This window comes from Pseudomonas sp. 18-147, from assembly GCF_051048045.1.
Taxonomy (GTDB): Bacteria; Pseudomonadota; Gammaproteobacteria; order Pseudomonadales; family Pseudomonadaceae; genus Pseudomonas; species Pseudomonas aeruginosa.
The window spans coordinates 179,005-197,086 of record NZ_CP182296.1 but is presented as its reverse complement, the minus strand read 5'-3'; the positions used below and the strand labels follow the sequence as shown (position 1 = coordinate 197,086).

Here is an 18,082-nt window from a genome sequence, read left to right as displayed (position 1 = left end):
CCCCTCCCCTGAGCAACCCGCCGCGCAGCCGGCCAAGCCGGCCCGGCCAGCCGCCCGCCGCGCCCCGCGCAAGCCGGCGACCCGCCGCCCGCGAGTGGCCAGCCCGGCGCAGAAGGCCCGCGAGGAGATCCAGGCAATCAGCCAGAAGCCGGTGGCCCTGCAGGTCGCCAGTGCGCCCCACGGCAGCAGCGAGGACAGCACCTCGGCGAGCCTGCCGGCGAACTATCCCTATCACACGCGGATGCGCCGCAACGAGTACGAGAAGGCCAAGCACGACCTGCAGATCGAACTGCTCAAGGTGCAGAGCTGGGTGAAGGAGACCGGCCAGCGCGTGGTGGTCCTGTTCGAAGGCCGCGACGCCGCCGGCAAGGGCGGCACCATCAAGCGCTTCATGGAACACCTGAACCCGCGCGGCGCGCGGATCGTAGCCTTGGAGAAACCGTCCTCCCAGGAGCAGGGCCAGTGGTATTTCCAGCGCTACATCCAACATCTGCCCACCGCCGGCGAGATGGTCTTCTTCGACCGCTCCTGGTACAACCGCGCCGGCGTCGAGCGGGTCATGGGCTTCTGTTCGCCGCTGCAATACCTGGAGTTCATGCGCCAGGCGCCGGAGCTGGAGCGTATGCTCACCAACAGCGGCATCCTGCTGTTCAAGTACTGGTTCTCGGTGAGCCGCGAGGAACAACTGCGGCGCTTCATCTCGCGCCGCGACGATCCGCTCAAGCACTGGAAGCTGTCGCCCATCGACATCAAGTCTCTGGACAAGTGGGACGACTACACCGCCGCCAAGCAGGCGATGTTCTTCCATACCGACACCGCCGACGCGCCGTGGACGGTCATCAAGTCCGACGACAAGAAGCGCGCGCGACTCAACTGCATCCGCCACTTCCTGCACTCGCTGGACTACCCGGACAAGGACCGGCGCATCGCCCATGAGCCCGACCCGTTGCTGGTGGGGCCGGCCTCGCGGGTGATCGAGGAGGACGAGAAGGTCTACGCCGAGGCGGCCGCCGCGCCGGGCCACGCGAACCTGGATATCCCGGCCTGAGGCGGGCGGTCGCGCCAACGAAAACGCCCGGGGCGCTTTCGCGCTCCGGGCGTCCCTGGTTCGACGGTCGCTGGCCGGGTCACTCCGGCGCGGAGGTCCGGATCAGGTGGTCGAAGGCGCTCAGCGAAGCCTTGGCGCCCTCGCCCACGGCGATCACGATCTGCTTGTACGGCACCGTGGTCACGTCGCCGGCGGCGAAGATGCCGGGCAGCGAGGTCTCGCCACGGGCGTCGACGATGATCTCGCCACGCGGCGACAGCTCGACGCTGCCCTTGAGCCACTCGGTGTTGGGCAGCAGGCCGATCTGCACGAAGATGCCTTCCAGCTCGATCGACTTGAACTCCTCGGAGTTGCGGTCCTTGTACACCAGGCCGGTGACCTTCTGGCCGTCGCCCTTCACTTCGCTGGTCAGAGCACTGGTGATCACCTCGACGTTCGGCAGGCTGTAGAGCTTGCGTTGCAGCACGGCGTCGGCGCGCAACTTGCTGTCGAATTCCAGCAGGGTCACGTGGGCGACGATGCCGGCCAGGTCGATGGCCGCCTCGACGCCAGAGTTGCCGCCGCCGATCACCGCCACGCGCTTGCCCTTGAACAGCGGGCCATCGCAGTGCGGGCAGAAGCACACGCCCTTGGCCTTGTATTCCTGCTCGCCGGGCACGCCCATTTCGCGCCAGCGAGCGCCGGTGGCGAGGATCAGGGTCTTGGCCTTGAGGCTGCCGCCGCTCTCGAACCGCACCTCGTGCAACTCGCCGGCGTTCTTCGCCGGAACCAGCTTGCTGGCGCGCTGCAGGTTCATGATGTCGACCTCGTAGTGACGCACGTGCTCTTCCAGCGCCCGTGCCAGCTTCGGCCCTTCGGTCTCCTGCACCGAGATGAAGTTCTCGATGGCCATGGTGTCCAGCACCTGGCCGCCGAAGCGCTCGGCGGCGACGCCGGTGCGAATGCCCTTGCGCGCGGCGTAGATCGCCGCCGCGGCTCCGGCCGGGCCACCGCCGACCACCAGCACGTCGAAGGCGTCGCGGGCGGTCAGCTTCTCGGCGTCGCGGGCGGCGGCGCCGGTGTCGATCTTGGCGAGGATCTCTTCCACGCCCATGCGGCCCTGGCCGAAGACTTCGCCGTTGAGGTAGATGCTCGGCACCGACATGATCTGGCGCGCCTCGACCTCATCCTGGAACAGCGCGCCGTCGATGGCGACGTGACGGATGTTCGGGTTGAGCACGGCCATCAGGTTCAGCGCCTGGACCACGTCCGGGCAGTTCTGGCAGGACAGCGAGAAGTAGGTTTCGAACTCGAAGGTGCCCTCGATGCCCTTGACCTGCTCGATCACGTCCGCGTCGAGCTTGGAGGGGTGGCCGCCTACCTGCAGCAGGGCCAGCACCAGCGAGGTGAATTCGTGGCCCATGGGGATACCGGCGAAGCGCAGGCCGATGTCCGCACCGGGGCGGTTCAACGAGAACGACGGTTTGCGCGCATCGCTGCCGTCGGTCTTCAGGGTGATCTTGTCGGTCAGGCCGACGATGTCTTGCAGCAGGCCCAGCAGCTCGCGGGATTTGTCGCTGTCATCGAGGGACGCGACGATCTCGAACGGCTGGCTGACCTTTTCCAGGTAGGCCTTCAACTGGGTTTTAAGATTGGCGTCCAACATAGTTCAGCTCCTCGAAATTCGGGCAAACGTATCCCCGGCGGATGGGACATCCGCCCTGCACGGCGCGTTGGCTGGGTGAAGGGCGGACGATCCGCGAGGGATCGTCCGCCGGAGAGGCTGGCGGCGAATGCCGCCGGCGCGGTCTTAGATCTTGCCGACCAGGTCCAGGGACGGAGCGAGGGTCTTCTCGCCTTCCTTCCACTTGGCCGGGCAGACTTCGCCCGGGTGGGCGGCGGTGTACTGGGCGGCCTTCAGCTTGCGCACGGTCTCGCCGACGTCACGGGCGATCTCGTTGGAGTGGATCTCGACGGTCTTGATCACGCCTTCCGGGTTGATCACGAAGGTACCGCGCAGGGCCAGGCCTTCTTCCGGGATGTGCACGCCGAAGGCGTTGGTCAGTTGGTGGGTCGGGTCGCCGATCAGCGGGAACTGGGCCTTGCCGACTGCCGGGGAGGTTTCGTGCCAGACCTTGTGCGAGAAGTGGGTGTCGGTGGTCACGATGTAGACCTCGGCACCGGCTTTCTGGAACTCGCCGTAGTTGTTGGCGGCGTCTTCGATCTCGGTCGGGCAGTTGAAGGTGAAGGCAGCCGGCATGAAGATCAGGACCGACCACTTGCCCTTCAGGGATTCCTCGGTCACCTCGATGAACTTGCCGTTGTGGAAAGCGTTGACCTTGAACGGTTGGACTTGAGTGTTGATCAGGGACATCAGTCGTTCCTCTCTCAGTTGAATGGGGTGTTTCAAATCGACTGGGAGAATCTTAACGGGGTTCGGCAAAAATGCCCCATTGATTTAGGCCATCAGTGAAATTATCTAAATCTATCGAAGAATATATAAATAGTTAAAACAACTAATCGAAGAACCTGCCCTCGTCAGTGCCCGGCCTTCCACGGCTGGCCCAGGGAAACCGGGGCATACAGCCGGGTGCGCAGGGCATCGTGGGAGAGCAGGACCAGCACCAGGATGGTCGCCGCATAGGGCAGCATCGCCAGCAGGTTGGCCGGAATCGACAGCCCGATCCCCTGGGCCACCAGGTGCAGGATGCTGGCCAGGCCGAACAACCAGGCACCGAGCAGCACGCGGAACACCCGCCAACTGGCGAAGACCACCAGCGCCAGGGCGATCCAGCCGCGTCCGGCGGTCATGTTCTCCGCCCACATCGGCGTGTAGGCCAGCGACAGGTAGGCACCGGCCAGGCCGGCCATGGCGCCGCCGAAGAGCACCGCCAGGGTGCGCACGCGCAGCACCGGCAGGCCCATCGCGCTGGCCGCGTCAGGGTTCTCGCCGACCGCCTGGAGAACCAGCCCGGCGCGGCTGCGCAGGAGCATCCAGGCGACCGCGGCGAACAGCGCCAGGCTCAGGTAGACCAGCGCGTCCTGGGCGAACAGCATGCGCCCGAGCAGCGGCAACTCGCCCAGCACCGGCAGCGCCAGCGGGGCGAACCCTTGCAGCGGCTTGCCGACCCAGGCGGCGCCGACGAACGACGACAGGCCGACGCCGAAGATGGTCAGCGCCAGGCCGCAGGCCACCTGGTTGGCGTTCAGGTACAGGGCGACCCCGGCGAACAGCGCCGCCAGCAGCATGCCGGCGAGCACCGCGAGGAGCACGCCGAGCCACAGGCTGCCGCTGGAGAAGGCGACCATGAAGCCGATCACCGCGCCGAACAGCATCATCCCCTCCTGGCCCAGGTTGAGCACCCCGCTTCTCTCGCAGACCAGTTCGCCCAGGGCCACCAGCAGCAGCGGAGTACCGGTGCGGACCATGGCGAACAGCAGGTTGTCGAGCAGATCGATATCCATCGTGGTTCCTCGGCGGTTCGGTCAGGCCAGGGCGTCGCGCAGCGCCGGGCGCTTGCGCCAGCGTCCGTGCAAACGTGGGCGGTAGAGGATCAGCACGTCACAGGCGAGGAGGAAGAACAGCATCATCCCCTGGAACAGCCCGGTCAGCGCCAACGGCAGGTTGAGGCTCATCTGCGCGGCCTCGCCGCCGAGGTAGAGCAACGCCATCAGCAGGCTGGCGCAGAGGATGCCGAACGGATTGAGACGGCCAAGGAAGGCCACGGTGATCGCCGCATAGCCGTAGCCCGGCGAGACCTGCGGCACCAGTTGGCCGATCGGCCCGGCGACCTCGCAGACGCCGGCCAGGCCTGCCAGTGCGCCGGAGAACAGCAGCACGAACCAGACCAGGCGCTTCTCGCGGAAACCGACGAAACCGGCGGCGCGGCGGTCGAGGCCGAGCACGCGGACCTGGAAACCGAGGAAGCTGCGCTGCGCCAGCACCCAGACCGCCGCCAGCGCCAGCAGGCCGAACAATGCGCCAAGGTGCACCCGGCTGTCCTCGAACAGCGCCGGCAGGCGGCTGGCCTCGCCGAACAGCGCCGACTGCGGGAAGTTGAAGCCATCCGGGTCCCTCAACGGCCCGTGCACGCCGTACAGCAGCAGGTTCAGCGCGATGTAGTTGAGCATGATGGTGGTCAGGATCTCGTTGGCGTTGAAGCGCGTTCGCAGCCAGGCGGCGAACCCGGCCCAGAGCGCCCCGGCAGCGGTGCCGGCGAGCAGCACCCAGGCCAGCGCCCAGCGGCTCTGCCAGTCGAGCAACTGGATCGCCACCGCGCTGCCGGCCAGGGCGCCGACCAGCAACTGGCCCTCCGCGCCGATGTTCCACACGCGCGCCTGGTAGGCCAGTGCCAGGCCGAGGGCACAGAGCAGGATCGGCATGGCCTTGACCAGCAGCTCGCCGAGCCCATAGAGGTCGCTGAGCGGCTGTACCAGCACGGTATGCAGGGTCTGCCAGGGATCGTGGCCGAGACAGGCGAACAGCAGCGCGCCGCAGACCAGGGTCAGCAACCCCGCCAGCAGCGGAGAGGCCAGCAGCATCCAGCGCGACTGCCGGCCGCGCGGTTCCAGGGACAACAGCATCACAGGCTCCCTTGGGCAACGGCGCCGGCGACCGCCGCCGGCGCCTCGAATTGACCGGCCATCCAGCCGCCGACCTGCTGCGGCGAAGCGCTCGCGGTGGCGACCGCCGGGCACAGCCGACCCGAACACAGCGCGGCGATGCGGTCGCTGAGCAGGAACAGCTCGTCGAGGTCCTCGGAGACCACCAGGATCGCCGTACCGGCATCGCGCAAGGCGATCAGCGCGCGGTGGATCAGCGCCGCCGCGCCGACGTCCACGCCCCAGGTGGGATGCGCCGCCACCAGCAGGCGCGGGGCCTGGAGGATCTCGCGGCCGAGGATGAACTTCTGCAGGTTGCCGCCGGAAAGGCTGCGGGCCGGCGCCCCGGCACCCGGGGCCTTCACGGCGAAACGGCGGATGATCTCCTCGGCCAGCGCCAGCACCTTGCGCCGCCGGACCAACCCGCGCTTCACCAGGCCCTGCTGGAAGGCGGTGAGCAGCGCATTGTCCGCCAGGCTCATCTCCGGCACCGCGCCGTGCCCCAGCCGCTCGGCGGGCACGAAGGCCTGGCCGGCGCGGCGCCGCGCATCCGGCGCCAGGTGCGCGCCGGCGCAGCCGCCGAGGCGGATGCGCTCGGCCTGGGCGCGCGGCAGGCGCACTTCGCCGCTGAGCAGAGCGAGCAACTCGTCCTGGCCGTTGCCGGCGACCCCGGCGATACCGAGGATCTCGCCGCTGCGCACCTCCAGATCGAGGCCGGTGAAGGACACGCCGAAGGGGTCCGGGTTGCGCCAGTGCAGGTCGCGCACCTGGAGGAAAGGCGCGCCGCCGGTAGCCTTCGGATACTCCGCCGCCAGGCCCTCGGCGTCGCCCACCATCAGCCGCGCCAGCTCGAGATCGGAACATTGCGCCGGCACGCACTGTCCGGCCACCCGTCCGCCGCGCAGCACCGTGGCGCGCTGGCAGAGCGCACGGACCTCGGCCAGCTTGTGGCTGATGAAGAGGACACTGCAACCCTCCTCCGCAAGACGGCGCAGGGTGACGAAGAGATCCTCGGCCTCGCGCGGGGTCAGCACCGAGGTCGGCTCGTCGAGGATCAGCAGGCGGATGTCCTGCATCAGGCAGCGCACGATCTCCACCCGCTGGCGCTCGCCGATGGACAGCCCATGGACCAGCCGGCGAGGCTCCAGCGGCATGCCGTAGCGCTGCGACACCTCGCGAATACGCGCCTCCAACCGGCGCGGGCTGCCCGCCTCGGCGCCGAGGGCGAGCGCGATGTTCTCCGCCACGCTGAGCGTCTCGAACAGGGAGAAATGCTGGAACACCATGCCGATCCCCAGCGCCCGGGCGCGAGCCGGGTCGCGTACCTGCACCGGCTCGCCCTGCCAGCGGATCTCGCCGGCATCGGGACGGGTCACGCCGTAGATGATCTTCATCAGCGTGCTCTTGCCGGCGCCGTTCTCACCGAGCAGGGCGTGGATCTCGCCGGCGTCGATGCACAGGTCGATGCGGTCGTTGGCCAGGCAACCCGGATAACGCTTGCTGATCCCGCGCAGTTCGAGGCGCGGCGGCGCGAAGGAGGAAGGTGCGGACATGGCGGACCCGATCGGTTGCTCGACGATGCGGCGGCCGGTGCAAATACCTGGCCAGGAGGTCAGGAAAGCCCTGGAACGCGGCTTGCACCGGGAGCCACGGGCCAGGCTGCCGCGCCGAGCGGCACCAAGCCGGGGCACGCCTGGGACGCCGCGGCACATTTGCGGGCAACCCTGCGGCGCACCCGCGTGAGCATTTGTCGCAAAACAGTCATCACCACCTTGCTCACAGAGTTATCCACAGCGTGTCGGGAGCCCATCCGGGACCTTGGGAAGCCTCCCGCGCCGATCGTCCCGGCGATTTTCGCAACATTGGCGATGGACAGAAAACAGCCAACCCGGCAGGCCATGGGCGCGACCTGGCAAGGCATTTTTTCCAACACTTTGCCAACAGCTTTATCCACAAGATATCGACAGCCGTTCGGAGGAGCACGGCAGGACGATCTCTCCCGGCCAAGCCACGGGTCGGCCGAATCCCTGGGGCAGCCCCGGCGGCCCGCTTCCGGCACAGTTTGCCAACAGCTTTTCCACAGGAAACCCGCGGAACGGGAATGCCCGTGAAAATGTCTCCAGGACTTCCCCTTTAGACGCCATGATGCCCATGAATACTGGGTTTTCCGGCTTTCCAGGAAAGTCCGCGGCGATCGACGGAAGCATGCTCGGCGGCGCCATGGGTGGATCCGCTGTCCACAGTTTCGCGATGCACCGTCGTGGCGCATTCCACAGCACCTTTTCCCTGGCTCTTTCGCCAACCGGGAGAAATCCTGCGGCTCCGTCCAATGCCTTTCCCCCGACTGCCGAAGGCATTTTTTCAACGGGGAATGCGAACAGCTTTTCCACAGACAAACCCACAGAAGCGCCAGTTGCCGACCGGGCATTTCGCAAGGCGGATTCAAGGTGCCGGAACGCTTTCCGCGGATCGCCTGCCGGAAGCCAGATGGGCACATCCCGCAATGGCTCGTGCAATCTTTCCGCACACGCGCTACACACAGACTTATCCACAGCATGCGCACAGTGCATAATGGCGGAAGCGAGATCACGCGCCAAAGACGGGATATTTCCGTCGATTTCCCGGACTAAAGAGGCGAAAGCGCCATTCCGGCAGCAGAGGAGATGAACGATGCAGTACCTGCTGGCAACTTCGTCCCCCCACTTATCCTGCACTCCGACCACGGCGGGAGCGCGATGAGCAGTTCGGCCCATCGCGGGCGGATCCTGCATTTCCTCGGCGACCCGGCGAAACTCGGCGACAAGGCCTGGGAGTATTTCGAGGACGGCCTGCTGTGGATCGAACACGGCCACGTGCGCGCGCTCGATCACGCAACCTACCTGCTGCCGCAACTGCCCGCCGACCTGCCGCTGGAGGAGCATCCGCAGCGCCTGCTGCTGCCCGGCTTCGTCGATTGCCATGTGCATTACCCGCAACTCGGAGTGATCGCCTCCTACGGCACCCAACTGCTGGACTGGCTGGAAACCCACACCTTTCCCGCCGAGCAGCGCTTTGCCGATGCCGGCTACGCCGCCGCCCAGGCCGAGCTGTTCCTCGACGAACTGCTGCGCCACGGCACCACTACCGCGCTGGTGTTCGGCACGGTCCATGCGGTATCCGCCGAGGCATTCTTCCAGGCCGCGCAGAAGCGCCGCCTGCGGATGATCGCCGGCAAGGTTCTGATGGACCGCAACGCGCCGCCGGCGCTGTGCGATACCGCGGCCAGTGGCTACGCCGAGAGCCGCGCGCTGATCGAGCGCTGGCACGGCAACGGGCGCCTGCAATACGCGGTCACCCCGCGCTTCGCGCCGACCTCCTCGCCCGAGCAACTGGCCGCGGCGGCGCGCCTGCTGGACGAGTATCCCGGCGTCTACCTGCACACCCATCTTTCGGAGAACCTCAAGGAAGTCGCCTGGGTCGGCGAGCTGTTTCCCCAGGCGCAGGACTACCTGGACGTCTATCATCGCGCCGGCCTGGTCGGCGAACGCAGCGTGTTCGCCCATGGCATCCATCTCTCCGAACGCGAATGCCGCTGCCTGGCGCACAAGAACGCAGCGCTGGCGCACTGTCCCAGTTCCAACCTGTTCATCGGCTCCGGCCTGTTCGACCTTGGCCGCGCCCAGCAATACGGCATCCGCGTCGGCATCGGCAGCGACGTCGGCGGCGGCACCAGCCTGTCGCTGCTGGCCAACCTCGCCGACGCCTACAAGATCCAGCAATTGCGCGGCACCAGCCTCGATCCGTTCCAGGCGCTCTACCTGGCCACCCTCGGCGGCGCCAGGGCGCTCGACCTGGACGGCCTGGTCGGTAACTTCCTGCCCGGCCGCGAGGCCGACTTCGTCGCTCTCGACCTGGCCGCCACGCCGATGATCGCCCAGCGCATGGAGCATGCGCGCGGCCTGGCCGATACCCTGTTCGTGCTGAACACCCTGGGCGACGACCGCGCGGTGGCGGAGACCTGGGTGATGGGGGAGCGGCGCCATGCGAAGGGGTGAGAGCCTCTTTCCCGCGTTGGCTCGGCCCGTCGCTGCATGCCACCTCCTCGCGCTGTTAGAGAAAAGGCACCGTTCGGCGGACGGCCGAAGCTCGCGTCACTCAATCCGCGCCCTCACGACACCGCCACCGCCTCCAGGAACCGTTCCAGCACCAGGTTCGGCCGGCGTCCCTTGCGGGTCACGATGGTCAGCGCGATGGCGTAGTGGAAACGCTCCGGCAGCAGGGGCCGCAGCATCCCGGCGGCGACCCAGTCGGCGGCGTAGTGCGACGGCAGGTAGCCGATGAAGTTGCCGGTCAGGATCAGGAATGCCATGCCCTCGCGGTCCGAGGCGCTGGCGCTGTTGTTCAGCTCCTGGTGGCGCGCCTGGGCTTCGGCGGGCAGGCGGTAGCTGGGCGCCACGGCGTCCGCGGCGAGCACCTCGTCCACCGCGATATCGCCGTCGGCGCGCTCGAACAGTGCGTGGCCGCGGCTGCAATAGAGCTGCGCGTGCTCGTCATACAGCGGCAGGTACTCGAGCCCCGACAGCGGACTGATCAACGGCACCACGCCGACATGCAGGTGGCCGTCGAGCACGCCCAGTTCGATCTCGTTGGGGGTGGTCATGCCGATGTTGATCCGCACCTGCGGTCCCTGCCCCTTGAGCGCGCTGAGAGCGTGGGTGATGCGCATCTGCGGCAGGGTCACCAGGTTGTTGATGATGCCGATGTTGAGTTCGCCGCGCAGGTGCTGGTGCAGGTCGTTGACCTCGGCGCGGAACCCCTCCAGCGCCGCCAGCAGGGTCTGGGTCGCGCGATAGACCTCGCGGCCCTCGTCGGTCAGGGCGAAGCCGGCGCGGCCGCGCTGGCACAGGCGCATGCCCAGGCGCTTCTCCAGGTCGCCCATGTGCAGGCTGATCGCCGAGCGGCTGAGGCCGAGGGTGCTCTCGGCGGCGGAGAAACTGCCGCACTCGACGATGGTCTTGAAGATGCGCAGCAGGCGGATATCGAAATCGCTGACCTGGCCGAGCGACGGGTTGCGGGATTTGGCCATTATTGTTTTACCCAGTCGAAACTAAACGTGAGAAGAATAAGCTTTATCTAACCTTTCGTCAGGGCCAAGCTTGATCCAACGCTCCGCCGCCGCGTGCGCGGAACCTTCCAACAAGAAAGCCCGAGGATCGAACGATGAACCAGCCGCTCAACGTGGCCCCGCCGGTTTCCAGCGAACTCAACCTGCGCGCCCACTGGATGCCCTTCTCCGCCAACCGCAACTTCCAGAAGGACCCGCGGATCATCGTCGCCGCCGAAGGCAGCTGGCTGACCGACGACAAGGGCCGCAAGGTCTACGACAGCCTGTCCGGCCTGTGGACCTGCGGCGCCGGCCACTCGCGCAAGGAAATCCAGGAGGCGGTGGCTCGCCAGCTCGGTACCCTCGACTACTCGCCGGGCTTCCAGTACGGCCATCCGCTGTCCTTCCAGTTGGCCGAGAAGATCGCCGGGTTGCTGCCAGGCGAACTGAACCACGTGTTCTTCACCGGTTCCGGCTCCGAGTGCGCCGACACCTCGATCAAGATGGCCCGCGCCTACTGGCGCCTGAAAGGCCAGCCGCAGAAGACCAAGCTGATCGGCCGCGCCCGCGGCTACCACGGGGTCAACGTCGCCGGCACCAGCCTCGGCGGGATCGGCGGCAACCGCAAGATGTTCGGCCAGCTGATGGACGTCGACCACCTGCCGCACACCCTGCAACCGGGCATGGCGTTCACCCGCGGGATGGCCCAGACCGGCGGCGTCGAGCTGGCCAACGAGCTGCTCAAGCTGATCGAGCTGCACGACGCCTCGAACATCGCCGCGGTGATCGTCGAGCCGATGTCCGGCTCCGCCGGCGTACTGGTACCGCCGGTCGGCTACCTGCAGCGCCTGCGCGAGATCTGCGACCAGCACAACATCCTGCTGATCTTCGACGAGGTGATCACCGCCTTCGGCCGCCTGGGCACCTACAGCGGCGCCGAGTACTTCGGCGTCACCCCGGACCTGATGAACGTCGCCAAGCAGGTCACCAACGGCGCCGTGCCGATGGGCGCGGTGATCGCCAGCAGCGAGATCTACGACACCTTCATGAACCAGGCGCTGCCCGAGCACGCGGTGGAGTTCAGCCACGGCTACACCTACTCCGCGCACCCGGTCGCCTGCGCCGCCGGCCTCGCCGCGCTGGACATCCTGGCCAGGGACAACCTGGTGCAGCAGTCCGCCGAGCTGGCGCCGCACTTCGAGAAGGGCCTGCACGGCCTGCAAGGCGCGAAGAACGTCATCGACATCCGCAACTGCGGCCTGGCCGGCGCGATCCAGATCGCCCCGCGCGACGGCGATCCGACCGTGCGTCCGTTCGAGGCCGGCATGAAGCTCTGGCAACAGGGTTTCTACGTGCGCTTCGGCGGCGATACCCTGCAATTCGGCCCGACCTTCAACGCCAGGCCGGAAGAGCTGGACCGCCTGTTCGACGCGGTCGGCGAAGCGCTCAACGGCATCGCCTGATGAGCGGCCGCCCGCAAGCCGTACCCACCGTGCAGGTGGACAACGCCGAGGTGATCGTGACCGAATGGCGCTTCGCCCCCGGCGCGGAAACCGGGCGCCACCGCCACGGCCACGACTATGTGGTGGTACCGCTGACCGACGGCACGCTGCTGCTGGAAACCCCCGAGGGCGACCGCCACGCGCCGCTGGTCGCCGGACAGGCCTACTTCCGCAAGGCCGGCGTCGAGCACAACGTGATCAACGCCAGCGCACACGAAGTGGTCTTCGTCGAGACCGAGATCAAGTAATCCGCACCCGCTCCCCAGGGAGCGGGTAAAGGGAAAGGGCCACGGCCCTTTCGTCACCCCTAGCGAAGAGAGAACAAGACAAGATGGGCACCCTCCACCACCTGATCAACGGCGAAATGGTCGCCGACAACGGCCGCAGCGCCGACGTCTTCAACCCCTCCACCGGCGAAGCCATCCACAAGGTCCCGCTGGCCGACGGCAAGACCCTGCAGAAAGCCATCGATGCCGCCAGGGCCGCTTTCCCGGCCTGGCGCAACACCCCGCCGGCCAAGCGTGCACAGGTGCTGTACCGCTTCAAGCAACTGCTGGAGCAGAACGAGGCGCGGATTTCCAAGCTGATCAGCGAAGAGCACGGCAAGACCCTGGAAGACGCCGCCGGCGAACTCAAGCGCGGCATCGAGAACGTCGAGTACGCCTGCGCCGCCCCGGAAATCCTCAAGGGCGAGTACAGCCGCAACGTCGGCCCGAACATCGACGCCTGGAGCGACTTCCAGCCGATCGGCGTGGTCGCCGGGATCACCCCGTTCAACTTCCCGGCGATGGTGCCGCTGTGGATGTACCCGCTGGCCATCGCCTGCGGCAACACCTTCATCCTCAAGCCCTCCGAGCGCGACCCCAGCTCCACCCTGCTGATCGCCGAGCTGTTCCACGAAGCCGGCCTGCCGAAGGGCGTGCTGAACGTGGTGCACGGCGACAAGGAAGCCGTGGACGGCCTGCTCCAGGCGCCGGAAGTGAAAGCCATCAGCTTCGTCGGCTCGACCCCCATCGCCGAATACATCTATGCCGAGGGCACCAAGCGCGGCAAGCGCGTGCAGGCCCTGGGCGGCGCGAAGAACCATGCGGTGCTGATGCCCGACGCCGACCTCGACAACGCCGTCAGCGCGTTGATGGGTGCCGCCTACGGCTCCTGCGGCGAGCGCTGCATGGCGATCTCGGTGGCAGTATGCGTCGGCGACCAGGTGGCCGACGCGCTGATCGCCAAGCTGGTTCCGCAGATCAAGGCGCTGAAGATCGGCGCCGGCACTTCCTGCGGCCTCGACATGGGCCCGCTGGTCACTGCCGCCGCGCAGGCCAAGGTCACCGGCTACATCGACAGCGGCGTGGCCCAGGGCGCGGAGCTGGTGGTGGACGGCCGCGGCTACCAGGTCGCCGGCCACGAGAACGGCTTCTTCCTCGGCGGCAGCCTGTTCGACCGGGTGACCCCGGAAATGACCATCTACAAGGAAGAGATCTTCGGCCCGGTGCTGTGCGTGGTTCGCGTCAACAGCCTGGAAGAGGCCATGCAGTTGATCAACGACCACGAATACGGCAACGGCACCTGCATCTTCACCCGCGACGGCGAGGCCGCACGCCTGTTCTGCGACGAGATCGAGGTCGGCATGGTCGGCGTCAACGTCCCGCTGCCGGTGCCGGTGGCCTACCACAGCTTCGGCGGCTGGAAGCGCTCGCTGTTCGGCGACCTCCACGCCTACGGCCCGGACGGCGTGCGCTTCTACACCCGGCGCAAGGCCATCACCCAGCGCTGGCCGCAGCGGGCCAGCCACGAGGCCTCGCAATTCGCCTTCCCCAGCCTCTGAAGGCTGACGACGACAGGCATGGTCGGTAACGACCATGCCTTTTTTCTTTTTCCGCAATCAGGAGTCCGCAACGTTCCACCGCCGTGAAACCTCACCCACGGCCGCACCCATGGCGTCGCCCACAAGGCGGCCCAGACCTTGCCCAAGAACAATTAAAGGGTCTCAACGATGTCCAAAGTCGTACTGGCTTCACAACTGCCGAACAAGCGCAACGCCTCGCTCGCGCCCGGCCTGAAACAACGCCACGTCACCATGCTGTCGATCGCCGGGGTGATCGGCGCCGGCCTGTTCGTCGGCTCCGGCCATGCCATCGCCGCCGCCGGCCCGGCCGCCCTGCTCGCCTACCTGATCGCCGGCACCCTGGTGGTGCTGGTCATGCGCATGCTCGGCGAAATGGCGGTCGCCTCCCCCGATACCGGTTCCTTCTCCACCTACGCCGACCGCTCCATCGGCCGCTGGGCCGGTTTCACCATCGGCTGGCTCTACTGGTGGTTCTGGGTGCTGGTGATCCCACTCGAAGCGATCGCCGCCGCGGCCATCCTCAACGCCTGGTTCCCGGCCATCGACACCTGGATCTTCGCCCTCGCGGTGACCTTCCTGCTCACCGTCACCAACCTCTTCAGCGTGGCCCGCTACGGCGAGTTCGAGTTCTGGTTCGCGCTGCTCAAGGTGATCGCCATCATCGCCTTCATCGTGCTCGGCGCGGTGGCCATCGTCGGCGGCCTGCCGGAGCGTGAGGTCAGCGGCCTGTCCAGCCTGATGGCGAGCCACGGCGGCTTCGTGCCGAACGGCTACGGCGCGGTGCTCGGCGCCCTGCTGACGACCATGTTCAGCTTCATGGGCACCGAGATCGTCACCATCGCCGCCGCCGAGTCCAAGGACCCGGCGAAGCAGATCACCCGCGCCACCAACTCGGTGATCTGGCGGATCGGCCTGTTCTACCTGGTGTCGATCTTCATCGTGATCTCCATCGTGCCGTGGAACGACCCGCTGCTGATCCAGGTCGGCTCCTACCAGCGCGCCCTGGAGCTGCTGGACATCCCGCACGCCAAGCTGATCGTCGACCTGGTGGTACTGGTCGCCGTGGCCAGTTGCCTGAACTCGGCGATCTACACCTCGTCGCGGATGGTCTTCTCCCTGGCCAAGCGCGGCGACGCCCCGAGCGTGCTCAAGCTGACCAACACCGCCCACGTACCACGCCCGGCGGTGCTGGCCAGCACCGCGGTGGGCTTCCTCACCACCATCGTCAACTACTTCGCACCGGAGAAGGTCTTCACCTTCCTCCTCGCCAGCTCCGGCGCCGTGGCGCTACTGGTGTACCTGGTGATCGCCGTGGCCCAGTTGCGCATGCGCAAGCAATTGCAGGCCAGCGGCCAGCCCATCGAGTTCCGCATGTGGCTATATCCCTGGCTGACCTGGGCGGTGATCCTGTTCATCGTCGCCGCGCTGAGCATCATGCTGATCATGCCGGAGCACCGTCACGAGGTGTTCGCCACCGCTCTGCTGACGATCTTCACCGTCTGCCTCGGGCTGCTCAACGCGCGACGCAAGCCGCGCCTCGGCGAGGACTACGCCGGGAAGACGGCGCGGGTCTGAGTCCACCACCGGGGGAAGAACCCAGACAGCCCTCCAAAGAAAAGCCCGGCCAATGGCCGGGCTTCTTCAGGCAAGGTCGTCTCAGACCTTCCTGACGAATTCCGATTTCAGCTTCATCGCGCCAATGCCGTCGATCTTGCAATCGATGTCGTGGTCGCCGTCCACCAGGCGGATGTTCTTCACCTTGGTGCCGACCTTCACCACCAGCGAGGAGCCTTTCACTTTCAGGTCCTTGATCACGGTGATGGTATCGCCGTCCTGGAGAACGTTGCCCACCGAATCCTTGATCACCTTGCCATCATCGGACGCCGTAGCGGCCTCGTTCGGCGACCATTCATGGGCGCACTCCGGGCAGACCAGCAGCGCACCATCCTCGTAGGTGTATTCGGAGTTGCATTGGGGACAGGGCGGCAGCGTGCTCACGGCATTCTCTCTTCAGCAGGGGGACGAAAACCGCAGATTATATAGGGTTTCTCGCTCCCCTGCCGAACCGCCTCAGAGCCCCTTGGTCTTCGGCGCGCCGACGGCCGGCCCGGAGAAGTCGAGGGTGCCCTTTTCGCTGAAGCGCACGGTGCCGAACAGGCCTCCGGCGAGCTTGCCCTTCACCACGTAGGGCATGCCCCGGGTCGGAGCGTTGTTGCTCAGGCCCCAGGCCTGGCGGAAGGCGGAAAAGGCGGAGACGGTCAGCGGCACGCTCACCACCCGCTCGCCGAAGCGCGGCACCTCGCCGGTCTGGTCGCTGACGCCGCTGGCCAGGGGCTGGCCGTTGACGTCGAGGTCGAGGGCGATGCCGTTGTATTCGATCGGCTCGTCGTTGGGGTTCTGTACCCGCAGCTTGACCATGAAGCGCATCTCCATGCCTTGCCCCGGCAGGGGTTCCAGGCCGACCAGGTCGATACGCAACGGATCGCGCTGGCCGAAGGTGCTGCAGGCGCTCAACAGGACGCCCAGGCACAGGGCCGGCAGCAGGCGGCCGAGGTTCGCAGGCAGGCGCATGGGTTCTCCTCCTTGGGTCGAATGTGCGCCCATGGTGCCACAGCCGCTAGAATTCGCCGCGCAGCCGATCCGGCTGCGCCAATGGACAAAGGACATGCCCATGCCTACACGCGTTCTGCGCGGCCTCGTCGCCGCCCTCCCACTGTTCCTCGCCGCCTGCTCGGACTCCGCTCCGTCCAGCGAGGAGATCGCCCGCCTGCTCGCCGAGCGCGGCTTCGACAAACCCGCCTGCGCCAGCTCCACCCTGTTCAAGACCTTCCCGGTGACGCTCTCCGACAGCTTCTCCGGCCCCGGCCCGGCGAAAGGCAACGCCGCGGTCTACGACGCGCTGGTCGGCGTCGGCCTGCTGCGCCGCGACGGCGATTCCTACGACCTCACGCCCGCCGGCCGCGAGGACTACAAGCCCGAGTCGAAGGCCTTCTGCTACAGCAGCGGCTTCGACGTCAGCGTCCGTTCGGTGGACCCCGCCAAGCCCGACGACTACGGCCCGGCCGTGGAAAAGGGCTGGTTGGTCACCGTCGAGGTCAAGCCACGCGAAGTGAAGGACTGGGCGAAGAACCCCGAGGTGCTCAAGCAGGCCAGCCTGACCACCCTGCAACAGATCACCCAACCGCAGGTCGGCCAGGTCTCGCTGGTCAAGCCACGCGGCGAGGAAGGCTACAAGCTCGTCAACACCCGCTTCTCGCCCAGGCAGGGCTTCCACTTCAACCAGGCCTGGTAATCCCACGCCGTCCTTCCGCCCGCCCCGCTCGGGGCGGGCTCCTCATTCAACCCACTGATCGATAAAGGTTTTTTCGACGGACGAAACAGCCGGGCGATTGCTCGCCCGAAAGCTTTCGTATACATTCGTTTTCACTGTAAACACCGTATACATCGAAAACGAAGCTGATCAGAAAATGAGCACCGTAGTCTCGTTCCGCGCCGATGACGCCCTGGTCGCGGCCCTCGACGAACTGGCCCGCGCCACCCACCGCGACCGCCCCTACCACCTGCGGCAGGCGCTCGCGCAGTACCTGGAAAGGCAGCAGTGGCAGGTCGCTGCCATCGATGAAGGCTTGGCCGATGCCAATGCCGGTCGCCTGCTGGAACACACCGAGATCGAGAAGCGCTGGGGGCTGCAATGAGCCTGAAGTGGACCCGCAAGGCGGCCGCCGACCTGGACGCCATCTACGACCATTACGTCGTGCTGATCGGCCCGGAAAAAGCTCTGAAAGCCGTTCAGGACATCGTCGAGCAGGTGAAACCGCTGCAGCAGGTAGCCAACCAGGGGGCAGGGCGGCCCAGCGAGGTGCCAGGCGTACGCACCCTGACCCTGGAGCGCTGGCCGTTCAGCGCCCCGTTTCGGGTTAAAGGCAAGGAAATCCAGATTTTGCGCATCGATAGGGTCGAAATTACCCCCTGAAAGTGGTCACACGGTTACAAGATGTTTCAAAACGAATATTTACCTTGAC

17 protein-coding genes are annotated in these 18,082 nt (G+C 66.7%); 9 read left to right on the top strand and 8 right to left on the bottom strand.

What is annotated here, in order from left to right:
• Positions 1-151: 151 nt before the first annotated feature.
• A complete protein-coding gene (ppk2, locus tag ACM0M4_RS00890; protein WP_003121626.1) occupies positions 152-1,048 on the top strand; it encodes a polyphosphate kinase 2 in 897 nt (298 codons plus the stop codon).
• 79 nt (positions 1,049-1,127) lie between these two features.
• On the opposite strand, the gene ahpF is transcribed toward ppk2, so the two are convergent.
• The 5 genes from ahpF to ACM0M4_RS00865 all read right to left on the bottom strand — a co-directional run bounded on the left by ahpF (position 1,128) and on the right by ACM0M4_RS00865 (position 7,182).
• Positions 1,128-2,693: an alkyl hydroperoxide reductase subunit F gene (gene ahpF, locus ACM0M4_RS00885; RefSeq protein WP_003111221.1), complete on the bottom strand. Its 1,566-nt coding sequence runs from the start codon at positions 2,691-2,693 to the stop codon at positions 1,128-1,130.
• Between the two features lie 144 nt (positions 2,694-2,837).
• Positions 2,838-3,401 carry an alkyl hydroperoxide reductase subunit C gene (gene ahpC / locus ACM0M4_RS00880; protein WP_003083828.1) on the bottom strand — a complete coding sequence of 188 codons (564 nt, stop codon included), beginning with the start codon at positions 3,399-3,401 and terminating at the stop codon, positions 2,838-2,840.
• Between the two features lie 164 nt (positions 3,402-3,565).
• Entirely contained in the window at positions 3,566-4,492 is a 927-nt protein-coding gene (locus ACM0M4_RS00875; RefSeq protein ID WP_034052897.1) for an ABC transporter permease, read from the bottom strand.
• A gap of 21 nt (positions 4,493-4,513) precedes the next feature.
• Positions 4,514-5,611, bottom strand: a complete 1,098-nt coding sequence (locus ACM0M4_RS00870) for an ABC transporter permease (protein ID WP_058170544.1) — start codon at positions 5,609-5,611, stop codon at positions 4,514-4,516.
• On the bottom strand, positions 5,611-7,182 hold the full coding sequence (locus ACM0M4_RS00865) for an ABC transporter ATP-binding protein (RefSeq protein ID WP_031633988.1): 1,572 nt from the start codon (positions 7,180-7,182) through the stop codon (positions 5,611-5,613). The genes ACM0M4_RS00870 and ACM0M4_RS00865 overlap by 1 nt, the downstream gene beginning before the upstream one ends.
• A gap of 1,110 nt (positions 7,183-8,292) precedes the next feature.
• On the opposite strand from ACM0M4_RS00865, the gene guaD reads away from it, so the two are divergent.
• Positions 8,293-9,663 (top strand): guanine deaminase, encoded by a 1,371-nt coding sequence (gene guaD, locus ACM0M4_RS00860; RefSeq protein WP_003121623.1) that lies wholly within the window; start codon positions 8,293-8,295, stop codon positions 9,661-9,663.
• Between the two features lie 113 nt (positions 9,664-9,776).
• Here guaD and bauR read toward each other — a convergent pair whose 3' ends face one another.
• Complete coding sequence (gene bauR, locus ACM0M4_RS00855; protein ID WP_003083805.1) at positions 9,777-10,694, bottom strand: HTH-type transcriptional activator BauR; 918 nt, start codon at positions 10,692-10,694, stop codon at positions 9,777-9,779.
• A 134-nt stretch (positions 10,695-10,828) separates the two neighbouring features.
• Here bauR and bauA point away from each other — a divergent pair, with 134 nt between their 5' ends.
• The 4 genes from bauA to gabP all read left to right on the top strand — a co-directional run bounded on the left by bauA (position 10,829) and on the right by gabP (position 15,635).
• The gene (gene bauA / locus ACM0M4_RS00850; RefSeq protein ID WP_003083801.1) at positions 10,829-12,175 is read left to right on the top strand and encodes a beta-alanine--pyruvate aminotransferase; all 1,347 of its coding nucleotides are present in this window, start codon (positions 10,829-10,831) and stop codon (positions 12,173-12,175) included.
• The gene (gene bauB, locus ACM0M4_RS00845) at positions 12,175-12,462 is read left to right on the top strand and encodes a beta-alanine degradation protein BauB (protein WP_003083790.1); all 288 of its coding nucleotides are present in this window, start codon (positions 12,175-12,177) and stop codon (positions 12,460-12,462) included. The genes bauA and bauB overlap by 1 nt, the downstream gene beginning before the upstream one ends.
• 83 nt (positions 12,463-12,545) lie before the next feature.
• On the top strand, positions 12,546-14,039 hold the full coding sequence (locus ACM0M4_RS00840) for a CoA-acylating methylmalonate-semialdehyde dehydrogenase (protein WP_003101230.1): 1,494 nt from the start codon (positions 12,546-12,548) through the stop codon (positions 14,037-14,039).
• Positions 14,040-14,207: 168 nt separating this feature from the next.
• Complete coding sequence (gene gabP / locus ACM0M4_RS00835) at positions 14,208-15,635, top strand: GABA permease (RefSeq protein WP_003083784.1); 1,428 nt, start codon at positions 14,208-14,210, stop codon at positions 15,633-15,635.
• 81 nt (positions 15,636-15,716) lie between these two features.
• On the opposite strand, the gene ACM0M4_RS00830 is transcribed toward gabP, so the two are convergent.
• Entirely contained in the window at positions 15,717-16,058 is a 342-nt protein-coding gene (locus tag ACM0M4_RS00830; protein ID WP_003101229.1) for a zinc ribbon domain-containing protein YjdM, read from the bottom strand.
• A gap of 72 nt (positions 16,059-16,130) precedes the next feature.
• Positions 16,131-16,631 (bottom strand): LEA type 2 family protein, encoded by a 501-nt coding sequence (locus ACM0M4_RS00825; RefSeq protein WP_003101228.1) that lies wholly within the window; start codon positions 16,629-16,631, stop codon positions 16,131-16,133.
• A 100-nt stretch (positions 16,632-16,731) separates the two neighbouring features.
• Here ACM0M4_RS00825 and ACM0M4_RS00820 point away from each other — a divergent pair, with 100 nt between their 5' ends.
• The 3 genes from ACM0M4_RS00820 (at position 16,732) to parE (ending at position 18,033) form a co-directional block, all read left to right on the top strand.
• Positions 16,732-17,352 carry a hypothetical protein gene (locus ACM0M4_RS00820; RefSeq protein ID WP_003101226.1) on the top strand — a complete coding sequence of 207 codons (621 nt, stop codon included), beginning with the start codon at positions 16,732-16,734 and terminating at the stop codon, positions 17,350-17,352.
• Positions 17,353-17,527: 175 nt separating this feature from the next.
• On the top strand, positions 17,528-17,755 hold the full coding sequence (locus ACM0M4_RS00815; protein ID WP_003083775.1) for a CopG family ribbon-helix-helix protein: 228 nt from the start codon (positions 17,528-17,530) through the stop codon (positions 17,753-17,755).
• Positions 17,752-18,033, top strand: coding sequence for a type II toxin-antitoxin system toxin ParE (gene parE, locus ACM0M4_RS00810; protein WP_003083773.1), 282 nt, complete (start codon positions 17,752-17,754; stop codon positions 18,031-18,033). Before ACM0M4_RS00815 ends, parE begins: the two co-directional genes overlap by 4 nt.
• The last annotated feature ends 49 nt before the right edge of the window (positions 18,034-18,082 follow it).

Bases quoted from the DNA above. Each gene is read 5' to 3' on its own strand.
- ahpF (WP_003111221.1), bottom strand. From the start codon at position 2,693: ATGTTGGACGCCAATCTTAAAACCCAGTTGAAGGCCTACCTGGAAAAG.
- ahpC (WP_003083828.1), bottom strand. From the start codon at position 3,401: ATGTCCCTGATCAACACTCAAGTCCAACCGTTCAAGGTCAACGCTTTC.
- ACM0M4_RS00875 (WP_034052897.1), bottom strand. From the start codon at position 4,492: ATGGATATCGATCTGCTCGACAACCTGCTGTTCGCCATGGTCCGCACC.
- ACM0M4_RS00870 (WP_058170544.1), bottom strand. From the start codon at position 5,611: ATGCTGTTGTCCCTGGAACCGCGCGGCCGGCAGTCGCGCTGGATGCTG.
- ACM0M4_RS00865 (WP_031633988.1), bottom strand. From the start codon at position 7,182: ATGTCCGCACCTTCCTCCTTCGCGCCGCCGCGCCTCGAACTGCGCGGG.
- guaD (WP_003121623.1), top strand. From the start codon at position 8,293: ATGAACGATGCAGTACCTGCTGGCAACTTCGTCCCCCCACTTATCCTG.
- bauR (WP_003083805.1), bottom strand. From the start codon at position 10,694: ATGGCCAAATCCCGCAACCCGTCGCTCGGCCAGGTCAGCGATTTCGAT.
- bauA (WP_003083801.1), top strand. From the start codon at position 10,829: ATGAACCAGCCGCTCAACGTGGCCCCGCCGGTTTCCAGCGAACTCAAC.
- bauB (WP_003083790.1), top strand. From the start codon at position 12,175: ATGAGCGGCCGCCCGCAAGCCGTACCCACCGTGCAGGTGGACAACGCC.
- ACM0M4_RS00840 (WP_003101230.1), top strand. From the start codon at position 12,546: ATGGGCACCCTCCACCACCTGATCAACGGCGAAATGGTCGCCGACAAC.
- gabP (WP_003083784.1), top strand. From the start codon at position 14,208: ATGTCCAAAGTCGTACTGGCTTCACAACTGCCGAACAAGCGCAACGCC.
- ACM0M4_RS00825 (WP_003101228.1), bottom strand. From the start codon at position 16,631: ATGCGCCTGCCTGCGAACCTCGGCCGCCTGCTGCCGGCCCTGTGCCTG.
- ACM0M4_RS00820 (WP_003101226.1), top strand. From the start codon at position 16,732: ATGCCTACACGCGTTCTGCGCGGCCTCGTCGCCGCCCTCCCACTGTTC.
- ACM0M4_RS00815 (WP_003083775.1), top strand. From the start codon at position 17,528: ATGAGCACCGTAGTCTCGTTCCGCGCCGATGACGCCCTGGTCGCGGCC.
- parE (WP_003083773.1), top strand. From the start codon at position 17,752: ATGAGCCTGAAGTGGACCCGCAAGGCGGCCGCCGACCTGGACGCCATC.